The sequence below is a fragment of the Streptomyces zhihengii genome (genome assembly GCF_016919245.1).
Lineage (GTDB): Bacteria > Actinomycetota > Actinomycetes > Streptomycetales > Streptomycetaceae > Streptomyces > Streptomyces zhihengii.
Genome location: NZ_JAFEJA010000001.1, coordinates 2,846,213 through 2,870,978, shown reverse-complemented (window position 1 = coordinate 2,870,978; position 24,766 = coordinate 2,846,213). Strand labels below are relative to the sequence as shown.

The following is a 24,766-nucleotide window of genomic DNA, read 5'->3' as shown; positions in this document are numbered from 1 at the left end:
TCATGGTGTCCCCGTGACCGCCCGCCTGCACAGCGCCAGCAGTCTCTCGTCGTCAAAGATGTCATGACCGCCCGCACCGCCGCCCATCGCGTTGTGGCGGCGCACCGTCAGCAGCTCGCGGTCCACCAGCCGGTCCGCGCCCTCCGCCTCGCGCGTCGACAGCTCGGCGAGGGCGCCGGCCACCCGCACCCGGGCGTAGGGCATCTCCGTCCACGCGCGGCGCAGCACCGGCCACGCCCGCCGCGGATCGCCGGTCACCCGCCACAGGGCCGTCGCCGCCTCGATCCGTGTCCACGGTTCCGGCGAGCGCAGCAGCGAGCCGAGCAGGGGAGCCGTCTCGGCGCCGGCCGCTCCGAGGGCCCCGGCCACCGAGGCCGCCGTGCGCCGGCCGTCCGGATCGGGGCCGTTCAGCAGGCCGCAGAGCGCCGGCAGGACCGCGTCCGCCTCGCCTTCGATGGCCCAGAGCGCGCCCGCCGCCTGCGCGCCCGCCTCGGCGGACACCCCGGCCGACGCCCCGCCGATCAGCATCCGCAGCTCGGGGGCGGCGGGGCCCGCCGCGGGACCGAAGGCCGTGAGCGTCCGCAGCGCCTCGCCGACGACCGGCCCGCCGCCCCGGCCGGGCGCGCCGCGCAGCACCCGCAGCACCGCGGGCACCGCGTCCGGCAGCAGATCCGCCGCCCGCAGCGCCGACAGGCCCCGCAGCAGCGGAGTGGCCCGCTCGTGCAGCCGCCCGTCCAGCCGGACGCCGGAGAGCAGGTCGCACAGGGCGGGCGCCAGCGGCGCCGCCGACGGGCCCAGGCTGTCCAGCGAACAGGCCAGGTCGCCCGCGGCGTCGCCCTGCCCGAGGATCCCGGAGAGGATCGGCACGACCCGCGCGTCGCCCGCCCTGACGAGCGCCATGACGGGCCGGCCCAGCCGGGCCGCGCCCTCGCCCCAGGAGCGCACCCAGCAGTCCGGGTCCGTCTCCACCCGCTCCAGCAGGGCGTCCGCGGCGGGCCGGGCGAGCTCGAACAGCCCGCCCAGCACACCGGCGGCCGCGTCCGCGAGCTGGGGCTCGCAGTCGCCGACCTGCTCGCCGAGCAGGACGACCAGCTCGCCGTAGGCGCCGCGCCAGGTGCGCAGCAGGTTCTCGCTCATCCGCACCGCGTCCAGCCGGCGCTCCCGGTCGGGCCTGCCGAACTGGTCGGCCAGCAGGGCGACGCGGTCGTCCACCCGGTCGGCGAGACCGGTGTGCAGGGTGCGCAGCAGCTCCGCGGTCCAGGGCGCCGCCCGGCCGGCCACCGCGGCCGCCCGGATCTCCCGGGGCGGGGCCGTGAAGGACGCCGGCAGCGGATCGGCGACGCCCATCACCTCCGGCTCCTCGTCCAGCCGGCGCAGCATCCCCGTCACCCAGGGCACCACGTCGTCCGGCAGCGACGCGGGCGCGCAGCGGGCGAGCTGGGCGACGGCGCCCAGGCGCAGACCGGTGCAGTAGGCCGGGCTCATGACCGCCGTCAGCCACTCGACGACGTCCGGCGTCAGGTCCTTGTGCCGGAGCGCTATCCGCCCGCCCGCCTCCACGCAGGCGAGGCGCACCTCGTCGTCCTTCTCGACCTCCAGCCGGTGCCGCAGCAGGCGCAGCACCCGCACCGGGTCGCTGTGCAGGCTCGCCAGCGTCAGCGGCACCACCAGCCGCACCTCGCGGTCGTGGTCCTCGGCGAGCTCCAGGAACACCTCGCAGCCCGCGGTCACCGCGGACGCGGCCATCGCGTAGTTGGCGGCGTCCTCGAACCCCTCGTCGTCGGGGTCGAGTTCGTCGTCCCCGTCGAGGTCGATGCCGCCGATGCTGGTCAGCAGCTCGATGATCGCCCCCCGGTCCTCGACCAGCGGATCGGCCACGAGCTCCATCAGGAACGGTATGCAGGCGAGCGTCGAGTCGTACACGTCGCCGTGGTGGTGCACCGTCCCGTACATCCCGTCGAGCGCGCTCTCGCGTTCCGCGGGGTCGGCGGAGGCCAGGCCCCGCAGTAACTCCGGCACGTTCTCGGCCGGGCCGTAGGAATGCTCGAGAGATGCCCAGTCGACCTCGTCGATCCCCGCGAACACCATTGCCCCCATCCAGGAACCTTGCGCCGTCCATGTGTCTGGGGAGAGTGTGCCCCACGTCGCGGACAGGGCGACCGGTATCACGCCGCCCGCCGGCCCGTCGGGCCGCCGTCACCGGCCGACTCGGTCGCGTCCCGTGCATACGCCGTGACCGCGGCTTGCGGGGAATGCGGTTGAAGCGCGCACGAAACAACGGACGGGTCGTGCTTTTCCCGGATCTTCCGGGCGTGCGGGCCCGCTCGGGGCGGGCGCCGCACAACGGCCGGATCAAGTGGTTCCCGTCGGGTACGGGTCAGCGCAGGTTCTCACCCCAGCCGCTCTGGACCATGGTCTGGAACGCCCATCCGTCGGCACGGCGGATCAGGATGTCCGCGTACCGCAGCCGCTCGGTCGCCTCGCCCGCGGTCATGACCGAGTCGGTGAAGACCACGGCCATCGCGGGCGAGAGGAACACGGGCGTGCGCTCGGAGGTGAACGAGAGCGGTTCGCCGCCCTGGTCCATCACCTGCTTCATGGTGGCGACGTACCGCTCCCGGTCCCACTGGGCCGAGGCGCCCCGGGCGGCGGCGTCGTCGCTGATCAGATTGAGCGGGAAGACGGCCATGTCGGCCATGCCCTCCACGTCCCGTGCGGCGCTGAGCGCGTCGAAGGCGGCGAACCACCTGTCGATCTCCGCCAGTTCCCCGGGGGTGGGGGTGTAGCCGGTCTCGGGCGGGACGGTCATGCGTACTCCTTGCTGGTCGAGTTCGACTGCTCGTGCTCGACGGTCATGCCCGCGAGCTCAGCTAGTCAAACTTGATTAATCGAACCGGTCCCGATCGCCGCCCGTCAGGGCTCCAGCTCCTCCGGCAGCCGCAGCCGCAGCACCGTGACGACCGGGTGCCTGGTGGTCCCCCGTTCCACCTCGGCCGTGGTGCCGGCCGCCACCGGCCGGTAGGCGACCTCGCCCAGGCCGGCCGCCGTCGCCGTGCCCTCGCCCGCGCGCGTCCGGCCGGCCAGCACCCGCCCGGCCTGGGCGCGCAGCGCCGGGGGGAGCGGGGCCGAGACCACGGGGGTGTCGTCGTCCGGCAGCGTCAGCACCAGGGCGGACGGGCGCGCGGCCGGACCGGTGTAGCCGGTCACCGCGGCGTCCCCGGCGGTGGTGTGCCGCAGCTTGCGCCAGGCACGGCCGCCGCCCCGGTACGCCTGGTCCACCCGCTTGATCACCAGCCCCTCGACGCCGATGGAGTGCAGCGTCCCGAACCACGTCAGCGCCTCCTGGGCGTCCCGGGTCATCGGCACGGGCTGGAGCGGCGGCCCCAGCGGCCCCACCAGCGCCTCCAGCCGGGCCCGCCGCTCCCGGTAGGCGAGCGGCCGCAGATCCTCGCCGCCCTCGGCGAGCAGGTCGAAGGCCGCGTACGAGGCGGGCAGCGCCCGGGCGAGCGCGGGCGCCCGCGAGGGGGTGGCGGCCGCCCTGCGCTGCACGGCCGCGAAGTCCGTGCGGCCCCCGCGCCACACGACGACCTCGCCGTCGAGCACCGTGCCGGCCGGCAGCCGCCGTGCCGCGCCGGCCAGGTCGGGGAACGCGGCCGTCACGATCCGCCCGGAACGCGCCTGGAGCAGCACGCCCTCCTCCCGGACGAAGACCACCATCCGGTGGCCGTCGAACTTGGGCTCGTAGGCGAGGTCCGCCCCGCGCGGCAGGGTGCTCACCGTCACCGCCGACGCCACCCGCAGCGGGGGCACCGGCGCGCTCACGGCAGGCTCCCCGGGCGCTCCGGAGCGATCAGCGGCGCGAACAGGTCGCCCAGCCGCGCGAGGCGCGGGGCGATGTCGCCGATGGTGAACACCAGCTCCCCGCCGCCCTCGACCTCGTCCCAGCCCACGGGGGCCGAGACGGCCGGCTCCCGGCGGGCCCGGAGGGTGTAGGGGGTCGCCGTCGTCTTGGCCGCCGCGTTCTGGCTGTGGTCGACGAAGACCTTCCCCGGCCGCAGTGACCGCGCCATCCGGTGCAGCACCAGCCGGGGCAGTGCCGCCTCGCCCGCCACCGCCAGGGCCTTCGCGTACGCCGAGACCCGTGGGGAGGGCGTCGGCGTCAGCGGGACGAGCAGATGGAGGCCCTTGGAGCCCGAGGTCTTCGCGTAGGCGTCGAGGCCGTCCTCGGCCAGCCGGTCGCGCAGCCAGAGTGCGACCTCGCGGCACTCCTCGATCCCGGCGGGCGGGCCGGGGTCGAGGTCGAACACCATCCGGTCGGCCACGCCCGGATCCGGGGCCCGCCACTGCGGCGTGTGGAACTCGACCACCAGATTGGCCGCCCAGACCAGCGACGCCAGGTCGTCCACGACGACCTGGCGGGCGCCGGGGTCGTCGGAGCGCGGCACCGGGGCGGTGCGCACCCACCCGGGCATCCCGGGGGGCGGGTTCTTGGTGAAGAACGTCTGCCCGCCGGGCCCGTCCGGATAGCGCAGGAAGGAGACGGGCCGGTCCCTCAGATGGGGGAGGATCGCGCCGGCCGTGACGGCGTAGTAGTGGACGATCTCGCCCTTGGTGGTCCCGGTGGCGGGGTGGATGACCTTGTCGAGGTTGGTGAGCGTCAGCCGTCGCCCCTCCACCTCGGTGATCGGCGTCATACGATGAGAATCCCATGATTTCGGGACCAAAGGCGCGGAAGGGGCACGGCGTGCGCTCGATATGGAACGGTGCGATCTCCTTCGGGCTGGTCAGCATTCCGGTCAAGCTGATGAACGCGACCGAGAACCACTCGCTCTCCTTCCGCCAGATCCACGCCGCCGACGGCGGCAGGATCCGCTACCGCAAGGTGTGCGAACTGGAGGAGAAGGAGGTCTCGGGCGACGAGATCGGCAAGGCCTACGAGGACGCCGACGGCTCGATGATCCCCATCACGGACGAGGACCTGGCCGCCCTCCCGCTGCCCACGGCGAAGACCATCGAGATCGTCGCCTTCGTGCCCGCGTCCGAGATCGACCCCCTCCAGATGGACACCGCCTACTACCTCGCCTCCAACGGGACGCCGGCGGCCAAGCCGTACACCCTGCTGCGCGAGGCGCTGCGGCGGAGCCGGAAGGTGGCCGTCGCCAAGTTCGCCCTGCGGGGCCGCGAACGGCTCGGCATGCTCCGCGCCGTCGACGACGTCATCACCCTGCACGGGCTGCTGTGGCCCGACGAGATCCGCGAACCGGACACCGTGGCGCCGGGCGCCGACGTGTCCGTGCGCGACGCCGAACTCGACCTGGCCGACGCCCTGATGGACACCCTCGGCGACGTCGACCTGGACTCGCTCCACGACGACTACCGCGAGGCGGTCGAGGCGATGATCGCCGCCAAGGTCGAGGGCGGCGGCGCGAGTGCCCCGGCGGAGCCCGCCGACACGGGCGGCAAGGTCATCGATCTGATGGCGGCGCTGGAGAGCAGTGTGCGGGCGGCCAGGAAGGCGCACGGCGACGAGGAGGGCGACGGAGGGGGCGGGGAGGGAGCGGGCGCCGAGGTCACGCCGCTGAAGCGCCCCTCGGGGTCGGGCGCTTCCCGCACGTCGTCGCCGGGGAAGTCCGCTTCGGGCAGGGCCGCCTCGGGGAAGTCCGCTTCGGGGAAGGCGGCGTCCGGCGGGGCGGCGTCCGGTGGGGGCCGGGGCGGCGGGTCCTCGGCGAAGGAGAGCGCCGCGGGTGCGCGCAAGAGCACGGCGAAGAAGACCGCCGCCTCGTCGTCGGCGTCCCCGGCGAGGAAGTCCACCGCGAAGTCCACCGGGAAGTCCACCGGGAAGCCGGCGGCGAAGACCGCGGCGAAGGCGGCCTCGGGGAAGGCGGCCGCCTCGTCGGGCGGCCGGGGCGCCGCGAAGAAGAGCACCGGCGGGGCGGCGGGCAAGGCGGCGAAGTCGTCCGCGAAGCCCGCGGCCCGGAAGACGGCCTCGCGCGGGCGCAGTTCGGCGTGAGCCCGCCCGCCCCGGCCGGTGCGATACTCCGGCCGGGGCCGCCCCGGTGGGCCGGGGCGGCAGGGGAGGGAGGACCGGATGACGGAATCCGTGGGGGAGCCGCGCGCCGAGGAGCGCCGCATACGCACGGTCAGGGTGCTGCTGGGGATCGCCGCGGTGGGGGTCGCGGCGCAGGCGGCGGGCCTGTGGGCGGCACGGCCCGGGGGGCTGCTGCTGGTCGCGCGCGTCGCCGACCACCCGTTGCTGTTCGGCTGGGTGACGGCCGGCGCGCTGGTCGCGGCCGCCCTGGCCGGGCTGCGGCGCACCGCGTGGCGGGTGCTGGTCGGGGTGCTGGCCGGGGCGGGTGCGCTCGTCGCCGTCCCCGTCTCGCTGATGCTCGTGCTGTTCTCGCTGCCGTGGCCGGAGACGACCGTCGACCGGGCCGCACCGGAACGGTCCGACCGCCGGCTCGTGGTCGAGGAGGGCGCCGACATGATCGACCCCGTGTGGTGGGTGTCCCTCGACACGGGCAGCGGTCTCACCGTGCGGCGCTGGCCGCTCGCGTGCTTCAACGGCGACGACCCCGGCGACGCGCTGACGGAGGCCGCCTGGGACGGCCCGCACCGCATCCGGCTGGTCTCGGGGGAGGGCGGGACGGCGCGCACCCAGTACGTCGACGTCGACCCCGCCACGGGCAGGCCCGGGCCCGCCGAGGGCCGCGGTCTGTGCTGAGCGGCCGCGCACAGGCGCCGGAGCGCCGCCGAACCTAGACTGGCCAGCGCCCGTGATGTTCCGAATCGAGGGAGTTGGTCCGCATGTCGAAGCGAGGCAACAAGCGCCGTGCCCGCAAGAAGAAGGGCGCGAACCACGGCAAGCGCCCCAACTGCTGACGGCGGCACGTCACTCGACGGTGTCACCCGACGCGGTGCGACGGCGCCCTGCGGAGCCGGACCCGGTCACCGGGTCCGGCTCCCCGCGTGTGGCCCCGGCGTGCGGTCTCCGCCGGGTGACGCCCGCCGTGGGCCGCCCGGGGCGCGGTCCCTCAGGACCCGCCCTGCCAGGAGTGGGCGGTGAGGAACGCGGGGCGGGGGAGGGGACGCCGGCCGGCGGGGCGTCCGGGCTGCCGCTCCGGCGTCCCGCGTGCGCCCGCGCGGGCCATCAGGACCGCCGTCACGGCGGCCAGTTCGAGGGGGTTCGCGGTCCCCTTCGTCACGTGCAGCAGGGGCTGTGCGCTGCCGGTTTCCACAGGTCGCTCCTCGGGACTCGTCACTGCGGGGGGTTGCCGTGCTTGCGGGACGGCAGGTCTGCGTGCTTGGTGCGGAGCATGGCGAGGGACCGGATGAGGACCTCGCGGGTCTCCGCCGGGTCGATGACGTCGTCGACCAGGCCGCGCTCCGCGGCGTAGTAGGGGTGCATCAGCTCGGCCTTGTACTCCTTGACCATGCGGGTGCGCATGGCCTCGGAGTCCTCGGCGTCGGCGATCTGGCGGCGGAAGATGACGTTCGCCGCGCCCTCGGCGCCCATGACGGCGATCTCGTTGGTGGGCCAGGCGTAGGTGAGGTCGGCGCCGATGGACTGCGAGTCCATGACGATGTAGGCGCCGCCGTAGGCCTTGCGCAGGATCAGCGAGATCCGGGGCACGGTGGCGTTGCAGTAGGCGTAGAGCAGCTTGGCGCCGTGGCGGATGATGCCGCCGTGCTCCTGGTCCACGCCCGGCAGGAAGCCCGGCACGTCCACCAGGGTCACGATCGGGATGTTGAAGGCGTCGCACATCTGCACGAAGCGCGCGGCCTTCTCCGAGGAGTGGATGTCGAGCACACCCGCGAAGGAGCGGGGCTGGCTGGCGACGATGCCGACGACCTGGCCGTCGAGGCGGGCGAGGGTGGTGATGACGCTGGTGGCCCACCGCTCGTGGACCTCCATGCAGTCGCCGTCGTCGACGATCTCGGCGATCACCTCGCGCATGTCGTACGGGCGCCCGCCGTCGGTCGGCACGACGTCCAGCAGGGTGTCGCAGCGCCGCTCCGCGCTGTCGGACGGCTCCGAACGAGGGGGCAGCTCGCGGTTGTTGGAGGGGAGCATGGACAGGAGGTAGCGGACCTCCGCGATGCAGGTCTCCTCGTCGTCGTACGCGAAGTGCGCGACACCCGAGGTCTCGGCGTGCACGTCCGCGCCGCCCAGACCGTTCTGCGTGATCTCCTCGCCGGTCACCGCCTTCACCACGTCCGGACCGGTGATGAACATCTGCGAGGTCTCACGGACCATGAACACGAAGTCCGTCAGCGCCGGACTGTAGGCCGCACCGCCCGCGCACGGACCCAGCATCACCGAGATCTGCGGGATCACACCCGACGCCCTCGTGTTCCGCTGGAAGATCCCCCCGTACCCGGCCAGAGCGCTCACGCCCTCCTGGATCCGCGCACCCGCACCGTCGTTCAGCGACACCAGCGGAGCACCCGCCGAGATCGCCATGTCCATGATCTTGTGGATCTTCGTCGCGTGCGCCTCGCCCAGCGCACCCCCGAAGATCCGGAAATCGTGCGCGTACACGAAGACCGTCCGGCCCTCCACCGTGCCCCAGCCGGTCACCACACCGTCCGTGTACGGCTTCTTCGCCTCCAGACCGAACCCCGACGCACGATGCCGCCGCAACTGCTCGACCTCACGGAACGACCCCTCGTCCAGCAGCAGGGCGATCCGCTCACGCGCCGTCAGCTTGCCCTTGGCATGCTGCGCCTCCGTCGCCCGGTCACTCGGGCCACGCTCCGCCTGCTCCCGCAGCGAGAGCAGATGGGCGACCCGCCCGCGGGTCTCCTGATGCGACGTCACCTCGGGGGCGCTCCCGCTGGGCAGGGCTTCCGGCGCGATCGTCATGGACACACCTCTTCCGGGATCATCCGTCGATGGGCGCACGAGGACGGCGGCCGGGTGACCGGCCGCCGGCTGTGCTCATTCCGCTATCGCCGTACGGGTCTTCCAGCGGAACACCGGGATGTCGTCGCCGTCGAGCTTCTCGTATTCGCCCTCGTGCAGGAAATGCTCGTATCCGGCGCCGAAGCGGTGCTTGATCTTCTCCGTCAGCGAGGCCGTGAACTGCACCCGCTCTTCAGAAGGAAAGAAGGACGGTCCACCGACCAGCAGTACCTTGATCTGCGACATATGAACACCTCCGGGACGGGAAATCTCGTCTGACAGGGCGGCGCATCCCCAGGGCCCGCCGGTGTGCCGAGCCGGGGGCGGGCGTCACGGCGTACAGCCGTGCGCACGTCCCCGGCCTGCGCTTTCCCGGGGCCGTCGCGGCACACGACGGCGAGGAGCCGCGGGGTGCGACGCCGGCGGGAGAGCCGGACACGGGTACGGACGCCGGGATCCGTGCGGGAGACGGACCGGGGTCCGGCGACGGGAATGCTCCAGTGCATCGTCATGGGGGCTGACGTGACGAGGCTTACATCTGGAATCCCGCGGAACAACCCCTAATCGCCCCAGTGGACCCCTTCGTGAACGGCCGCCGGCGGGGGTGCGGAGACGTCAGGAGAGCTCCAGCCGGAAAGCCTCGGAGCGGTCGTCCGCGAAGACCGCGATCCGCACGGTGGTGTCTCTTCTTCCGGCGACGGCCACATGGAAACGGCCGGTGGGCAGGCCCGTGAGGCGGCAGGTGCCGTCGGGCCCGGTGACGGCCGCCAGCGCGATGCCCGACCCGTCGGTCACGGTGACCCGGACGGACCCCTGGGGCACCCCCTGCCGGTCCGTGACGATGCCCCTCAGGGTCCCGAGATCGGCGCGGCGGGTCAGGACGACGGTCGTCTCCCGGGCGGGCCCCGGAGTTGCGGAGGCAGGCGTTCCGGGCGGCGGCGGTCCCACCGGGAAGGCCGCCGGGCGGTGCCCGGGGCTGTGGACGACGAGCACCCGGGGGCGGTCGGGCCGGCCGGCGGCCCCGGTGCGCGGCCGTGCGTCCCGGAGCGAGAAGCGGCCGTCCGCGTCCGTCGCCGCGATCCGCACGAGCGTGCCGCCGGCCTCCAGCAGCACCGCCAGCGCACCGCGCAGCGGAGCCGTGCCGCCGCCGTCCCGCACGATGCCGGCGGGGGGCGCCGCGACCCGGCCCGTGGAGGCCGAGGGCGGCAGGGTCAGCGTGGCGGTGAGCACCGGCCGGCCCGGCTCCGGGGCGAGTTCGGCGGCCGCCGGGCGCGCGGCGTCCGCCGTGGCCACGAGGAGGTACCCGGCCCGGCCGGGCGCCCGGAGCACGCAGGCCCCCTCCTCGTCGGCGACGGCGCGGGCGAGCGGGCGGCCGTCGGGGCCGAGGAGGGTGAACTCCGCACGGGGCACGGGCCGTCCGTCGGGACGGGCGGCGTACGCGTGCACGGTCGCCGGGGGCAGTTCACGGGAACGCCGGGAGGGCCGCGGGCGAGGTCCGGGGGCGAGCAGCGCGCCGACGGCGACGGCGACGGCCGCCATGGTGCTCAGCGTTCCCATCCCGTCCCGCCCCTCCTGTCCGCCGTGGCGGGCCGAGTATGCCGCTCCCGCCGCGGAAAAGGGAGGGGCCGGTGACGGGAATGACGTGGAATGACGCATTCCGCCCGATGGTCGCGGTGCGTGGTCATCCATTGTTTACTTCAATGGTCAACGGATGAACTGCGACTTTAAGGTTGCATGGGGAGTATTTTACCTATGCTTTACCTGGAAACGGTTATGTTTGAGGTTGCATGACGCGACGCGCGGACGAGGGCGTCCGCGGGTGTCACGGGGGATCGATCCGACACGGAGAATTCTTGCCCTTCCCGGATGTGCGGGGAAAACATCCGGGGCCCGCCCGGCCTTTTCGGTGCGAGGCGTCCTGCGTATATCGGCGTTGCGCAACGGGGGTTGAACGGTCGATGTTTCTGGCGGAACGAAGCGGTGAGACGAGCCGGCTGCGGCAGGTGTTCTCGGAGGTCGGCGGAGGAAGAGGGCGGATCGTCGTCGTCGGCGGCCCCGCCGGCAGCGGCAGGACGGCGCTCCTCAAGGAGGCCGTGGACGGCCTGGCGGTCCCGGTCGCCCTGCTGAGCGCCCACTGCTCCCGCGCGGAGCAGAACCTCCCGCTGGGGGTGATCCGGCAGCTCTTCGCCGGGCCCGCCGTGGGCGCCGACCGGGCGCGGCAGGTCGCGGACCTGCTGCGCAGGGGAGCGGAGGAGGCGGGCGCCGCGGCGGGCGAGGAGTCCGCGCACATGGGGCCCGCGGACGCGGCCGTCGCCGAGGAGCTGTGGTCGGTCGTGGTGGACGTCTCCGCCCGGACGCCCGTGGGCATCGTCGTCGACGACATCCGGCACGCCGACGCGCATTCACTGAAATACCTGCTCTATTTCATCCGGCGCTCCCATACGGTGCGTACCGCGATGGTCTTCGTCGAATCGGACGAAATGCTGCCCGTCTATCCGCTGTTCCAGGACGAACTGCACCAGCGGACGGACGTGCATTACATCCGCCTCTCGCTCCTTTCCCGTGCGGGGATATCCGCAATTCTCTGCGAACGCCTCGGGCACGGGAATTCCAGTGCGGTCGTGGATTCCTGTGCCGAGGTAACCGGCGGTAATCCTCTGCTGGTGCGCGCTTTCGCCGCCGATGTGGAATCGAACGCCCCCGCCGTACCGGTGAGCGCCGGGGAAGCGGTCGGCGACGCCTTCCGGCAGGCCGTCACTCTCTGTCTGCGCCGCTCGGGCGCCGAGGCGCTGGAGGCGGCGCGGGTGCTCGCCCTCCTCGGCGAAGGGGCGGACCCGGCGCTCGTCGGGCGCACCCTGGACATCGGTCCCCGGACGGCCGACCGCCTGCTCGGCCTGCTGCGCGGCACCGGCCTGGTCACCGACGACGGCTTCCGGCACCCGGCCGTCCGGGCGGCCGTCCTCGCGCAGACCCCGGAAGCCGTGCGCACGGGGCTGGAGTCCCGGATCGCGCGCGTGCTCTACGACTCCGGTGCGCCGTCCCCCGTGGTCGCGTCCTATCTCACCGCGGCCCCGGCCCCGTTCGACGTCGCCGACGAACGGTGGACCTGGGCCGTGCCCGTCCTGCGCGACGCCGCCGAACTGGCCGCGGCGGAGAACCGCGTCCCGCAGGCCACGGCCTACCTGGAGCAGGCCCACCGGGCGGCGTCCGGCGGCTGCGAACGGGCGGCGATACTCGTCGCGCTGGCCCGGCTCCAGCGCCGCAGCAGCCCCCGCGCCGCCCTCCGGCGTCTCGACCCGGTCGTCGGCCATCTGACCGCCGGGAGGTTCGACGCCGCGCACGCCGCGGTGATGGTCCGCTGCCTGCTCCAGGACGGCCGCCACGACGAGGCCCGCGAACTCCTGCGCCGGCTCGACGGGACGGACGACGGACACGGCCCGGCCGCCGCCGCCAAGGGCCTGCTCGGCCTGTGGCTCGCGGTCTCCTACCCCGGCGTCGCCCGGAGCATCGACCCCGACGCCGCACCCTGGCAGCACGCCCGCGGGCCCGAGTCGGACGGCGACGCCCTCCGCCGGCGGGCCACCCGGCTGCTCGCCGCCGTCCTCGGCGGCACCGCCGACGAGCGCGGCATCCACGAGGCCGAACAGGCCCTGCGGATCTACCACGTCACCGAACACACCCTGGAACCGCTGACACTCGCGCTGTCCGCCCTGGTCTACGCGGACCGCGCCGCCACCGCATCCGCCTGGTGCGCCGCGCTGCTCGCCGGGACCGACCTCGCCCACGCCCCCGCCTGGCGTGCCCAGTTGAGCTCGCTGGCCGCCCAGGCGGCGCTGCGCCAGGGCATGCTGCCCGACGCCGAGCGGTTCGCCACCGCGGCGCTGTCCGGGATGACGGCGGGGGACTGGGGCGCCGAGATCGGCACCCCGCTCGCCACCGCCGTGCTCGTCCGGCTCGCCGCCGGCCGGCCGGACGACGCGGGCACCCTGCTCCAGCGCCCGGTGCCCGCCGAGACGCACGAGGGCCGCGCCGGACTCCACTACCGCTACGCCCGGGGCCGCTACTGCCTCCAGACCGCCCGGCCGCACGCCGCGCTGCGCGACTTCCTCGACTGCGGGGTGCTGGTGCAGCGCTGGCGGATGGACACACCGGGCCTCGTCCCCTGGCGCACCGCCGCCGCCGAGGCGCTGGCCCGGATCGGCGAGGCGACCCGCGCCCGGCGGCTGGTCTCCGAGGAGCTGGACACGCTCCGGGCCGCCCCGCCCGGCCGCTCGTACGGCGTCGCCCTGCGGACGCTGGCCGCGGTGTCCCGGCCCGAGCAGCGGCCGGAGATCCTGCGGCAGGCCGTCGACGTGCTCCGGGCGTCCGGCGACCGCTACGAGCTCGCCCGCACGCTCGTCGACGCCGCCGACGCCCACGAGGCCCTGGGCGAGAGCAAGCGCGCGCGGTACGCGGCCCGCAGGGCGCGCGGCGCCGCCGAGTCCTGCGGCGCGCACGGACTGCTGGCGCGGCTGCGCCCGCCCGGCACGGGGCCGGTGACGCCCGCGGCGGCGGACGGCGGGGCACCGGCGCTGCCCGGCGGCGCGGAACTCAGCGGAGCCGAGAGCAAGGTGGCCGCACTCGCCGCGCTGGGGTACTCCAACCGCGACATCGGACGGAAGCTGCACATCACCGTCAGCACCGTCGAGCAGCACCTGACCCGGGTCTACCGCAAGCTCAACGTGAGCCGCCGCCAGGACCTGCCGGCCCCCGACCCGCGGCTCCCCGTCGCCCTGCTGTGACCGCCCGGCTGCTGTGACCGTCCTGCCGCGGAGCCGGCCCGTGCTGCTGTGACCGCCCGGCTGTGGAGCCGGCCCGCGCTGCTGTGACCGCCCGGCCGCTGTGACCGCCCTGCTGCGGAGCCGGCCCGTGCTGCTGTGACCGCCCGGCTGTGGAGCCGGCCCGTGCTGCCGTGACCGCCCCGCCGCTGTGACCGCCCGGCCGCGGAGCCGGCCCGCGCTGCCGTGACCGCCCCGCCGCCGTGACGGACCGCGCCGCCGTGACGGTGCCGGCTCCCCGGCCGGGGCGGGTGGTGCGCACGTCCTGCCCGCCTGACGGGGCGCGCCTGCGCGCGCCCGGCGGTCGGGGTCGGTCGCGAGGTCAGTCGCGGGGCCAGGGGCGGCCGTCGAGGCGTTCGATGTCGCGGTTGAACCGGCTGAGGTGGGCGGCGAAGTCGGCGACCTCCTCGGGGGTCCACTCCGCCATCACCCGTTCCAGACCGCTGATGTTGCGGCCCCGGTCGGCGTCCAGGCGGCGTTCGCCCTCGGGGGTGATGGCGAACTTCCGGGCCATCCCGCCGTCGGGGTCGGCGATGCGCCGGACCACCTTCGCCCGGAGCATCGCGGCGGTCTGCCGGTTGAGCGTGGAGGCGTCGAGGCCGAACGCCGCGCTGAGCCGGCCGATGGTCATCGGGCCCTCGGCGCGGATACGGCTGAGCAGCAGATAGGCGCTGCGGTCGAGCCGGTCGTCCGCGCCGCGGGCGCGCGGCGTGAGCAGGTGCACGTACCTGCCGAGCAGCATCGTCTCGAACTCGATCAGGTCAACGGGCTTGTCCACGCGGTGTTCCTCCGGCTCCCTGCCGCCCCTCGCCGGGCCGGGGCGGCCTGTGCCCCGCCTGTATACCACGCGGTATGTGCACGATACATGCGATGTGTATGATGCACACTCGATCGGCCGGCGACCCGCAGGGCCGGAGAAGCCAGAAGGAGCCCAGTGGACCGATCCAAGGCCGACGACCGCACCGGCGGGATCGTCGGCATCCTCGCCCTCGCGGGCATCGTGGCGGCCGTCACCCAGACGCTCGTCGTCCCGCTGATCGGCGACCTGCCGAGGCTGCTCGGCACCAGCGCGTCCAACGCCTCCTGGGTGGTCACGGCCACCCTGCTGGCCGCCGCCGTCACGACCCCCGTCGCCGGACGCCTCGGCGACATGTACGGCAAGCGCCGCATGCTGCTCGTCTCCACGCTGCCGCTGATCGCCGGCTCCGTGCTCTGCGCGCTCTCCTCGTCGGTGGTCCCGATGATCGCCGGCCGGGCCCTCCAGGGCATGGGCATGGGCGTGGTGCCGCTCGGCATCAGCCTGCTGCGCGACGTGGTGCCGGCGGAGAGGCTCGGCTCCTCCATCGCCGTGATGAGCGCCTCCATGGGGGTGGGCGGCGCGCTGGGCCTGCCGTTCTCCGCCGCCATCGCCGAGAACGCGAACTGGCGGGTGCTGTTCTGGGTGGTGGCCGCGCTCAGCGTGCTGATCGGCGCGCTGATCCGCTTCCTGGTCCCCGGCGACCGCCCCGCCGCCGCCGCGGCCCGCTTCGACCTGCCCGGCGCCGTGGGCCTCGGCACCGCCCTGGTCTGCCTGCTGCTCGGCGTCTCCAAGGGCGGCGACTGGGGCTGGACCGACGGCACCACCCTCGGGCTCCTCGCCGCCGCCGTCGTCGTGCTGCTGGCCTGGGGCCGCTGGGAACTGCGCACCGCCGAACCGCTGGTGGACCTGCGTGTGACGGCCCGCCCCCAGATCCTGATGACGAACGCCGCCTCGATCCTGGTCGGCTTCGCCATGTACGCCCAGTCCCTGGTGGTGCCCCAGCTCCTCCAGCTCCCCGAGGAGACCGGCTACGGCCTCGGGCACTCCATGCTGGCGATGGGCCTGTGGATGGCCCCGGCGGGCCTGATGATGATGGTCGTCTCGCCGCTCGGCGCCAAGCTCTCCGCCGCGCGGGGACCGAGGACCACCCTGGTCGTCGGCAGCCTGATCATCGCCGCCGGCTACGGCGTCTCGCTGCCGCTGCTCGGTTCCACGGCCGGTCTGCTGGTGGTGACCCTCGTGTGCAGCACCGGCATCGGCTTCGCCTACGGCGCGATGCCCGCGCTCATCATGGGCGCGGTGCCCCCGTCGGAGACCGCGTCGGCCAACAGCTTCAACACCCTGATGCGGTCCATCGGCAGCTCCGTGTCGGCCGCGGTGATCGGCGTCGTCCTGGCGCAGATGACCACGGACTTCGCCGGGTTCGCGCTGCCGTCCGAGGAGGGTTTCCGCACGGCGATGCTGATCGGCTGCGCCGTGGGTGTGCTGGCGGCCGTCGCCGCGTTCCTCATCCCCGTCCGCGCCGCGTCCGCGCCGGACGCGGCGTCCGGCGACGAGGGCACGCCCCTGCCCACCGTGCGGGCGGACAACCCGGCCTGACGCCCCGTCGGCCGACGGGGCGGGGGGCCTGTGGCGCACGCCGGCGCCTCGTCCGGGGCCGGGAGCTCCGCCACGCCTTCCCGCCCCGCGGTGCCCCGCCGCGCCACGCCCCCGCCCCCGCGGTGCCCGGTTCCGGGCGCCGCGGGGGCGGTAGTCCCTCCCCGGCAACTCCGCGAGGCGGCCGGCCGGCCCTTCGGGTGCGACGGCATGCTGGGCGTCCGGCAGGCGGGGCGCGTCGCGTCCGACCGCCGCCACCCCTGGTCACCCCCTGTCCCACCCCGGCCCGGCGGGCCGTGTCAGCAAGCTGACAAGGCGGGTTCAGGATGCTGACACGGCCGCCCGGGCATTCCCCCGTTCCCCGCTGGCATCGTCGTCAGGGTCGGCCGGACACGATCCGGCCGCGCCGAGCGTATGGATCACGTCGAACCGAGACGCCCAGGGGAAACGGGGAAACCATGAACAGCTCCTCCTGTTCGAAGAAGCCCGCCGGCCGGATGCGCCGCGGCGCATCCGTCGTGGCGCTGGCACTCACCGCCCTCGTGCTCTCGGCGGGCCCCTCCTCCGCCGGGTCCGCCGGGCCCGCCGACTCGCACGCGACCGCGGTGGGCGACGTTGCCGCGCAGCACCGCCAGGCCGGCCCCGTGCACGGCCTCCCGCAGGAGCTCGCCGAGGAGCTGTGCGCACGCTGGGAGGCCCTCGCGGCCGAGCTGTCCCTCCCCGCCGGCGGGGCGCCGGTGTGCAAGCTGGTCAACGGCTGGGACTAGGCCGCACGATGCGGTTTCAGCTTCTCGGGCCGCTGAGCATCGCGGACGGCCCCGAGTCCGTCGTGCTCCAGCCGTCGAAGCCGACCAACCTGCTGGCCGCGCTGCTGCTCCACGCCAACGGCGTGGTCTCCGCCGACCACCTCCAGCAGGCCATCTGGGGCGAGGAGCAACCGGCCACCGCCAAGGCCGCGTTGCAGACCTGCGTCCTGCGGCTGCGCCGGCTCTTCGCCAAGCACGCGGTGACCGAGGTCCCCATCGAAGCGGTGCCCGGCGGCTACCGGATCACCGCCGGCCCCCGCACCCTCGATCTGATCGCCTTCCGCGAGCAGGTCCGGCAGGCCGCCGGCCCCGCCCGCGACGCCGCCGCCCGGCTGCGCCTCCTCAAGGACGCCCTCTCGCTGTGGCAGGGCCCGCTGCTCGCCAACGTCCGCTCCGACGTCCTCCACCGCGACGTCGTCCCCCGGCTCGCCGAGGAACGGCTGCGGGTCGTCGAGCGCGTCTGCGACCTGGAGCTGTCGCTCGGCCGCTGCGGCGAGGCGCTCACCGAACTGTGGGGCGTCACCCGCGAGCACCCCGGCTACGAGCGCTTCCACGAGCAGCTGATCGAGGCGCTGTACCGGACGGGCCGGCAGACCGAGGCGCTCGCCGAGTACCGGCGCATCAAGGGATACCTCCTCGACGAGCTGGGCGTGGACCCCTCGCCCGCGCTGCGCCGGCTTGAGCTGGCCATCCTGCGCGGCGACGACCTCGGCCCGGCGGGCGACGACCTCGGCACCGCCGGGGGCGAGAGGCCGCCGGCCGCCGGGACGGGCGCCGCGCCGAAGCCGGCGCCCCCGTCCCCGCTGTCGTCCGTGCCGGTGGTGCCCTCCTTCACCGGCCGGGCCGCCGAGGTGTCCGCCATGGCTGCCCGCCTCACCGAGGACCGCGACGAAGCGGTGACCGTGCTCGTCTCGGGCGCCCCCGGCATCGGCAAGTCGGCGCTCGCGCACCATGTGGCCCACCTGGTGCGCGACGCGTTCCCCGGCGGCCGGTACCTGGTGCGGATGTCCGGCGCCGACGGTGTGCCGCGCCCCGGTGACGAGGTCGCCGCCGCCGTGGCGGCCGGCCTGCGCGAGCGCGAGCGGTCCGGCCGCGTGCTGCTGGTCCTCGACGACGTGGTCGACGCGGACCAGGTGCGTCCGCTGCTGCCGGTCGGCCCGGGCGGGGCCGCGGTCGTCACCAGCCGCATGGGTCTCGCCGGGCTCATCGCCACCCACGGCGGATGGGTCCACCGGCTGTCCGTCTTCACCCCCGACGAGTCGGACCTGATGCTCCGTCTCGCCCTCGGCGCGGAACGCGTGGAGCGCGAGCCCGAGGCCGCCCGCCGTCTCGGCGAGCTGTGCGGCCACTTCCCCCTGGCGCTGCGGATCGCCGCCGCCCGGCTGCTCACCCGGCCCGAACTGCGGCTCGCCGACTGCGCCGACTGGCTCGCGGACGATCCGCTGGCCCGGCTCTCGCTGACCGACACCCCCGGGATGTCCGTCGACCGGGTGCTGAACGGCGCCCTGGAGCGGCTCGACCCCCGGCACGCCGACGCCTTCGTGCGGACCGGCGCGCTGTCCGCCGACGGGTTCCGCACCGAGGACGGCGCCGCCGCGCTCGGAGGCTGCGCGGCCGAGGCCGAGGGCGTGCTGGAGCGGCTCGCCGACTCCGGGTTCCTGGAGGAGGGGCCGCCCGGCCCGTACCGGATGCACGACCTGCTGCGCAGATACGCGCGACGCATCGCCGAACGTTCCCGACCGACAGAGAAGGTGTGACGACATGGCCGACACGGCTGCACAGGTTGACGGCTCGACCACGGCCACGCGCACGCCCGCCGGCAGCGACTCCGGCACCGGCACGGGCAGCGACTCCGGCACCGGCAGTGACTCCGGCACCGGAGCAGCCGCCGGCACCGACCCGGCGCCGGCCGCCCCCGCGACCGGCGCGGCCCCGGCCGCCGCCGACCCCTTCGAGGCGCTCGGGGCGACCCGGCCGCGGATCCGCCGCGACGTGCTGTTCACCGAGACCCCCGGCGGGGTGCTCTTCCACAACGCCGACGGCGGCTTCCACCTCACCGGCCGCACCGCCTACCGCTTCGCCTCCCTCGTCGTCCCGCACCTCACCGGCCACCACACCCTCGCCGAACTCTGCGCGGGCTTCGGACCGGCCCAGCGGGCCATGGCCGCCGAACTCGTGCGGACGCTCTACGCGCGCTCCTTCGCCCGGGACGTCCCCGAGGCCGACCTCACCGCCCCCGGCGCGACCGGTGCCGACGAGGCCGTGCACCGCAGGTTCGCCGCCCAGATCGCCTACGTCGACCACTACGCCGACGCCGCGCCCGAGCGGTTCGCCCGCTTCCGCGGCACCCGGGTGGCCGTGCTCGGCGGCGACGAGACCGCCCGCTGGTGCGCGCTCTCCCTCGTCCGCAACGGCTGCGCCCGCGTCGGTGTCGCCGCCGACTTCGCCGACGTGACGGCCGAGGCCGCCGAGGCCGAGGCCGACGGGTGCCCCGTACGCGTCGACCGGCTCGGCGCCGACGACGGCTGGACGGCGCTGGCCGACTGGGACGTCGTCGTCGTCACCGGGGCCGGCGCCGCCGCCCGCACCCACCGGCTGCTGGCCGCCGGTGTGCCGGAGGGCCGGACCCTGATCCCGGCGTGGACCTTCGGCGAACACCGGGTCACCGGCCCGCTGTCCACCGCCGCCACGGCCGGCTGCTGGTCCTGCGCCGCGCTGCGGCTCGGCGCGGGACCGGACGCCGGCGCCGCCGCAGCCGACCTGTGGGCCGAGGTCGCCGGCGTGCTGCCGGACGCCGCCTCCCCGCTCACCGGCCCCGTCGCCGCGATGTCCGGCAACCTGCTGGGCTACGAGGTCTTCCGCGTCACCACCGGTGCGCTGCCCGCCGAGACCGACGGCCAGGTCCTCCTCCAGGACCTCCGCTCGCTGGACGTCGTCGCCGAACCGGTCCACCCCCACCCGCGCTGCGTCCGCTGCGCCGGCCGTACCCCGGCCGGGCCCGACGGCGCGCCGCCGGCCGCGCTCGCCCTGCCCGCGACACCGTCCGTGGACACCGCCCGCGAGGCGGAGGCCGTGGTCGAGGACCTCAACCGGATCAGCGCCGCCCTCGTCCGCCCGCACGCCGGTGTCTTCACCCGCTACGCCGACGAGGAGATCACCCAGACCCCGCTGAAGGTCAGCCGGGTCGAGCTGGCGGTCGGCCACGGCAGGCGCCGCACCGTCGCCGCCTTCGACGTGCACCACCTCGCGGGCGCCCGGACACGCGCGCTGTACGCGGCGGCCGAGGTGTACACCGAACACGTGGTGCCGCCCGCCGCCGAGGCCGCGGCCGGCACCGGCGCCCGGCTCGCGCCCGACGCCCTGACCACCGGCGGCGGCACGGGCACGGCCGCGGACGCCGTCACCGCCTGGACGACGGCCACCTCCCTGCTCACCAAGGAGACCGTCGCCGTGCCCGCGGCCGCGGTGCGCACCCTCGGCGCCCTCAACGACGACCGGCTGCACCTGGCGACGGGGGCGGGCACCGGCGCGGGCCCCGGCCCCCAGGAGGCGGCGGGCCGCGGCCTGCTCTCCGCCCTCGCGCACGACGCCCTGCTGCGCGCGGTCAGCGGCACGACCCGGGTGACCCCCGTCGGCGCACCCGACGACGACCCCGAACTGGCCTTCCTCCTCACCTCCGCCGGCACCCTGGAGATTGCCGCCGAACTGCTCGACCTCGGCGAGGACGAGCGCTCGTCGGCGTACGCGGTGCTGGCCCGGGAGACCGGCGGCGACGGGCGCTGGGCGCTCGGCGCGGGGCTCTCCCGCCGGGACGCCGCCTGCGAGGCGCTGCGCGATCTGCTGGGCCAGGTGCAGCTCGCGTCGGAGGACCCGGAGTACGCCTACGACCCCGGGCTGCCCCTCGTCGGCGACCTCGCCCCCGGGACGGTGGCCGTCACCGAGCCGGGGCCCTGCCCGCCGACCGCGCTTGCGACCGCCTTCGACACGGTGCTCGACCGGCTGCGCGCCGCCGGCCGGGACGTCCTCCATGTGGCCACCACCCCCGCCGACCTCGCGGCCTGCGGCATCAGCACGGCCCGTGTCCTCCTCACCACCGGCACCCGGCCCGCGCCGGCCGCCGACGCCTCCGGCACGGCCGGCGCTGACGCGACCGCCGCCCAGCCCGCCGCGCCCGCCGCGACCCCCGGGGAGCGGTGACGATGAGCGTCGCCGAGGCCGCGCCCTGGGCCCGCTCCGCCGAGGAGCTGGCCGGGCGGCTGCGTACCGCGCTCGCCGCGCACGGCGGGGCCGCCGCGGCGGACGTCGCGCCGCTCGGCGTCGCCGACGCCTTCCGCACGGAGCGGCCGCCGGCCGCCCCCGGCTCCGTGCCGGTGCGCTTCTACGGCCGGCAGGCCGTCGTCGGCCCGTTCCCCGGCGGACCGGGCGGCGACGACCCCTGCGGCACCTGCCTGGAGCGCCGCTGGCAGGCGGTGCGTTCGGTGGCGCTGCGCGAGGCGCTGGAGATCGGCTCGGGCACCCGGGCCGCCGGCGACTCCCCGTACGCCACCCCCTTCGCGGCGGACGCGCTCGCCGCGCTGATCGCCGCCCGGTCCGCCGGACTCGGGCCCGCCGAGCGGGTGTTCCCCGTGGTGCACCTGGTCGACCTGGCCTCGCTGCGGGTGCGCCACTACCCGCTGGTCCCCGACCCGGAGTGCCACCGCTGCGGCCGGGCCGAGGAGGACACCGCGCGGTCCGCCCGCCCCGATCTGCGGCCCGCGCCCAAGCACCGGCCGGGCAGCTTCCGGGTGCGCGACATCGCCGACTACGACCTGCCCGTCGAGCCGTACGCCAACCCGGTCTGCGGGTCGCTCGGGCCCTCCGTCGTCCAGGACGTCGCCTCGCTCTCCACGTCCGCGACCATCGGCTGCTTCTCCATGCGCTCCGGCGACTACCTGCGCGAGACGTTCTGGGGCGGCCACGCCGACACCTTCGCGCAGAGCGTGCGCATCGGGGTGCTGGAGGGCCTGGAGCGGTACGCGGGCATGCGGGCGCGCGCCAAGCGGGCCGGGGTGCGCGACAGCCTGGACGCCCTCACCGCCCGCGGCGAGCGCGCCCTGGACCCGCGCGTGGTGGGCCTGTACTCGCCGGAGTTCCACCGGGCCAACCCCCGGGTCACCCCCTTCACCCCCGACCGCGAGATCCCCTGGGTGTGGGGCTGGTCGCTGCGCGACCGGGAGCCCGTGCTGGTGCCGGAGGTGCTGACGTACTATCACGCGCCCGGTCTGGAGAACCGCTTCGTCCAGGAGTCCTCCAACGGCTGCGCCTCCGGCGGGAGTCTCGCCGAGGCGGCCTACTTCGGCCTGATGGAGGTCGTCGAGCGGGACGCGTTCCTGCTCGCCTGGTACGGGCGGCAGCCGCTGCCCGAGATCGACCCGCGCACCAGCGGCAGCCGCCGGACCCGCCACATGGTCGACCGGCTGGAGATGTACGGCTACGAGGCCCGGTTCTTCGACACCCGGATCTCCTTCCCGGTGCCCGTGGTCACCGGCGTAGCGGTGCGCCCCGACGGCGGGCCGGGCCGGATGTGCTTCGGCGCGGGCGCCGGCCTCGACCCGGAGGCGGCCCTCGCGGGCGCCCTCTGCGAGATCGCCACCGACTCCGTCAACCTCCAGAGCCGCACCGAGCGCGACGAGGAACGCCTGCGGGCCATGGCGTACGACTTCGACAAGGTGGAGGCGCTGCACGACCACCCCCTGTCGTACGGCATCCCCGAGATGGGCGACCACGCCCACTTCCTGCTCGGCGAACCGGGCGCCCCCCGCCCGCCGAAGCGCTCCCTCGCCGACGTCTACGGCGACGGCTCCCTGCTGCCCGTCTCGGACGACCTGCTGGAGGACCTGACGCGCTGCGCCGACGCGGTGGCGGCGGCCGGCTTCGACGTGATCGTGGTCGACCAGACCATGCCCGAGCAGCGCCGGCTCGGACTGCACACCGTCAGCGTGCTGGTGCCCGGGCTGCTGCCCATCGACTTCGGCTGGACCCGGCAGCGCGCGCTGGGCATGCCGCGGCTGCGGACCGCCCTGCGCGAGGCGGGTCTGCGTGACCGCGACCTCGTCCCCGAGGACTTCAACCCCGCCCCGCACCCCTTCCCGTGACCGGCACGGCCGCCCCCGTCCCCGCGTGACCGCGCACCCGCACCCGCACCCGCCCGAGACTGCGACCAAGGAGCTCCCCATGGGGTACGCCCACGACTACGCCGCCGCGATCATGCGGCGCGGCCGGGTCCCGATGCCCCCGGCCGACTTCGTCCCCGACTGGGCCGACGGCCCCCGCAAGACCAAGTTCTACCCGGGTGCGGACACCCTCCCGCTGCCCGCCGCCGGCTACCCCGCCGGGGCCACCCTCGACCTCGGCCTCGCCGACGGCCCCGACGGCGGCGCGCCCGGAGGCCCGGCTCCCGCCGACGGCCGCGCGCCCGAAGGCACCGCGCGCTTCGACCTCGGCACCCTCTCCGGCATGCTGCGCGACTCCTACGGGCTGACCGGCCGGCGCCTCGGCGTCCAGGCCAACACCGACCTCCACGCGCTGCCCGACTACCCGCTCGCCAACTGGTCGCGGGGCACCGCCTCCGGCGGCGGCCTCTACCCGGTCGGCGTCTACTGGGTCTCCGGCCCGAGCGGCCCCGTGCCCCCCGGCGTGCACTACTACGCGACCCGCCGCCACGCGATGCAGCGGCTGCTCACCGGCGACGTGACCGGCGAGGTCCGCGCGGCGCTCGGCGAGGACGCGCCGGGCGCCGGCACCGACCAGTACCTCGTCCTCGGCGTCAAGTACTGGCAGAACGCCTTCAAGTACAACAGCTTCTCGTTCCACGCCGTGAGCATGGACATCGGCACCGTGGTCGGCACCTGGCGGATGTGGGCCCGCGCCCGGGGCCTCGCCGTCGCGCCCTTGATGTGGTTCGACGAGGAGCGCCTGGCCCGGCTGCTCGGGGTGCGCACCGAGGAGGAGGGCGTCTTCGCCGTCGTCCCGCTGCACTGGACGGGCACCCCCGCCCGGACCGCTCCCGCCGCCGCCTCCGTGCGGCGGACCGACGCCGAACGCTCCCGCACCGTCCTCGCGTTCGACGCCGTGCGCGAGATGCAGCGGGCGACCTCCCGCGACGCCGCCGCCCGCCCCGCCCCCGGGGCGCTCGCCCCGGCGGCCGCACCGCCCGCCCGCCCCGGCGCCCCCGAGGTCCCGCTCCCCACGGCCCGCCCCATGGACACGGACGTGCGCACCGCGCTGCGCCGCCGGCGCAGCAGCTTCGGCCGCTTCGACGCCCAGCGGCCGGTCGCCGCCGACCAGTTGGCCGCCTGTCTGGCCGCCGCGGCGGCCGGCGCGCGGCTCGGCGGCGACACCGGCGGCGACGACGTGCGGCTGGCCAAGCTGTACGCCTTCGTCAACCACGTCGAGGGCCTGGCGCCCGGCTCCTACGAGTACGACCCCGGCACCCGCGGCCTGCGGCTGATCTCGGAGGAACGCCCCGGCGCCTTCCTCCAGAAGAACTACTTCCTGTCCAACTACAACCTGGAGCAGGCCGGCGCGGTCCTGGTGCCCACCGTGCGCACCGCCGCCGTCCTCGACGCCGTCGGCGACCGCGGCTACCGCCTGGTCAACGCCACCGTCGGGGCCGTCTCCCAGGCCGTCTACACCGCCTCGTCGGCCCTCGGCCTCGGCTGCGGCGTCGCCCTGGGCTTCGACAACATCTCGTACATCGAGGAGCTGGGCCTCGACGGCACGGGCGAGGCGCCGCTGCTGATCATGCTGATCGGCAACGAGCGCCCCGGGCCCGCCGACTTCCGCTACGAGATCGCCTGAGCCATGG

19 protein-coding genes are annotated in these 24,766 nt (G+C 75.3%); 10 read left to right on the top strand and 9 right to left on the bottom strand.

Features of this window, described 5'->3' with window-relative positions:
- The 4 genes from JE024_RS11685 to ligD form a co-directional block, all read right to left on the bottom strand.
- Complete coding sequence (locus JE024_RS11685; RefSeq protein ID WP_244882780.1) at positions 1-2,097, bottom strand: HEAT repeat domain-containing protein; 2,097 nt, start codon at positions 2,095-2,097, stop codon at positions 1-3.
- Positions 2,098-2,377: 280 nt separating this feature from the next.
- The gene (locus JE024_RS11680) at positions 2,378-2,809 is read right to left on the bottom strand and encodes a Cif family virulence factor (RefSeq protein WP_205373519.1); all 432 of its coding nucleotides are present in this window, start codon (positions 2,807-2,809) and stop codon (positions 2,378-2,380) included.
- Positions 2,810-2,913: 104 nt separating this feature from the next.
- A complete protein-coding gene (locus tag JE024_RS11675) occupies positions 2,914-3,822 on the bottom strand; it encodes an ATP-dependent DNA ligase (protein WP_244882778.1) in 909 nt (302 codons plus the stop codon).
- The gene (ligD, locus tag JE024_RS11670; RefSeq protein WP_205373518.1) at positions 3,819-4,694 is read right to left on the bottom strand and encodes a non-homologous end-joining DNA ligase; all 876 of its coding nucleotides are present in this window, start codon (positions 4,692-4,694) and stop codon (positions 3,819-3,821) included. Before ligD ends, JE024_RS11675 begins: the two co-directional genes overlap by 4 nt.
- 50 nt (positions 4,695-4,744) lie before the next feature.
- Between ligD and ku the strand changes: the two genes are divergently transcribed.
- The 3 genes from ku (at position 4,745) to JE024_RS42270 (ending at position 6,879) form a co-directional block, all read left to right on the top strand.
- On the top strand, positions 4,745-6,010 hold the full coding sequence (gene ku / locus JE024_RS11665) for a non-homologous end joining protein Ku (protein WP_205373517.1): 1,266 nt from the start codon (positions 4,745-4,747) through the stop codon (positions 6,008-6,010).
- A gap of 78 nt (positions 6,011-6,088) precedes the next feature.
- Positions 6,089-6,721, top strand: a complete 633-nt coding sequence (locus tag JE024_RS11660; protein ID WP_205373516.1) for a hypothetical protein — start codon at positions 6,089-6,091, stop codon at positions 6,719-6,721.
- Positions 6,722-6,804: 83 nt separating this feature from the next.
- Positions 6,805-6,879 carry a 50S ribosomal protein bL37 gene (locus JE024_RS42270; RefSeq protein WP_372449862.1) on the top strand — a complete coding sequence of 25 codons (75 nt, stop codon included), beginning with the start codon at positions 6,805-6,807 and terminating at the stop codon, positions 6,877-6,879.
- 152 nt (positions 6,880-7,031) lie between these two features.
- Here the strand turns inward: JE024_RS42270 and JE024_RS11655 are convergent, their stop codons facing one another.
- From JE024_RS11655 to JE024_RS11640, 4 genes are all read right to left on the bottom strand, one after another.
- On the bottom strand, positions 7,032-7,235 hold the full coding sequence (locus tag JE024_RS11655) for an acyl-CoA carboxylase subunit epsilon (protein ID WP_205373515.1): 204 nt from the start codon (positions 7,233-7,235) through the stop codon (positions 7,032-7,034).
- Positions 7,236-7,255: 20 nt separating this feature from the next.
- The gene (locus JE024_RS11650; protein ID WP_244882776.1) at positions 7,256-8,863 is read right to left on the bottom strand and encodes an acyl-CoA carboxylase subunit beta; all 1,608 of its coding nucleotides are present in this window, start codon (positions 8,861-8,863) and stop codon (positions 7,256-7,258) included.
- A gap of 75 nt (positions 8,864-8,938) precedes the next feature.
- The gene (locus JE024_RS11645; RefSeq protein ID WP_205373514.1) at positions 8,939-9,148 is read right to left on the bottom strand and encodes a DUF5988 family protein; all 210 of its coding nucleotides are present in this window, start codon (positions 9,146-9,148) and stop codon (positions 8,939-8,941) included.
- Between the two features lie 369 nt (positions 9,149-9,517).
- The gene (locus tag JE024_RS11640; RefSeq protein WP_205373513.1) at positions 9,518-10,459 is read right to left on the bottom strand and encodes a carboxypeptidase-like regulatory domain-containing protein; all 942 of its coding nucleotides are present in this window, start codon (positions 10,457-10,459) and stop codon (positions 9,518-9,520) included.
- A gap of 401 nt (positions 10,460-10,860) precedes the next feature.
- On the opposite strand from JE024_RS11640, the gene JE024_RS11635 reads away from it, so the two are divergent.
- Entirely contained in the window at positions 10,861-13,683 is a 2,823-nt protein-coding gene (locus JE024_RS11635; RefSeq protein WP_205373512.1) for a helix-turn-helix transcriptional regulator, read from the top strand.
- A 358-nt stretch (positions 13,684-14,041) separates the two neighbouring features.
- Here the strand turns inward: JE024_RS11635 and JE024_RS11630 are convergent, their stop codons facing one another.
- Positions 14,042-14,497, bottom strand: a complete 456-nt coding sequence (locus JE024_RS11630; RefSeq protein WP_205373511.1) for a MarR family winged helix-turn-helix transcriptional regulator — start codon at positions 14,495-14,497, stop codon at positions 14,042-14,044.
- Positions 14,498-14,653: 156 nt separating this feature from the next.
- Here JE024_RS11630 and JE024_RS11625 point away from each other — a divergent pair, with 156 nt between their 5' ends.
- The 6 genes from JE024_RS11625 (at position 14,654) to JE024_RS11600 (ending at position 24,759) form a co-directional block, all read left to right on the top strand.
- Positions 14,654-16,117, top strand: a complete 1,464-nt coding sequence (locus JE024_RS11625) for an MFS transporter (protein ID WP_205373510.1) — start codon at positions 14,654-14,656, stop codon at positions 16,115-16,117.
- A gap of 455 nt (positions 16,118-16,572) precedes the next feature.
- Positions 16,573-16,881 carry a hypothetical protein gene (locus tag JE024_RS11620; protein WP_205373509.1) on the top strand — a complete coding sequence of 103 codons (309 nt, stop codon included), beginning with the start codon at positions 16,573-16,575 and terminating at the stop codon, positions 16,879-16,881.
- An 8-nt stretch (positions 16,882-16,889) separates the two neighbouring features.
- Entirely contained in the window at positions 16,890-18,677 is a 1,788-nt protein-coding gene (locus JE024_RS11615) for an AfsR/SARP family transcriptional regulator (protein WP_205373508.1), read from the top strand.
- A 4-nt stretch (positions 18,678-18,681) separates the two neighbouring features.
- A complete protein-coding gene (locus JE024_RS11610) occupies positions 18,682-21,117 on the top strand; it encodes a TOMM precursor leader peptide-binding protein (RefSeq protein ID WP_205373507.1) in 2,436 nt (811 codons plus the stop codon).
- Between the two features lie 2 nt (positions 21,118-21,119).
- Positions 21,120-23,054: a TOMM precursor leader peptide-binding protein gene (locus JE024_RS11605; RefSeq protein WP_205373506.1), complete on the top strand. Its 1,935-nt coding sequence runs from the start codon at positions 21,120-21,122 to the stop codon at positions 23,052-23,054.
- Positions 23,055-23,133: 79 nt separating this feature from the next.
- On the top strand, positions 23,134-24,759 hold the full coding sequence (locus JE024_RS11600; RefSeq protein WP_205373505.1) for a SagB family peptide dehydrogenase: 1,626 nt from the start codon (positions 23,134-23,136) through the stop codon (positions 24,757-24,759).
- Positions 24,760-24,766: the final 7 nt, after the last annotated feature.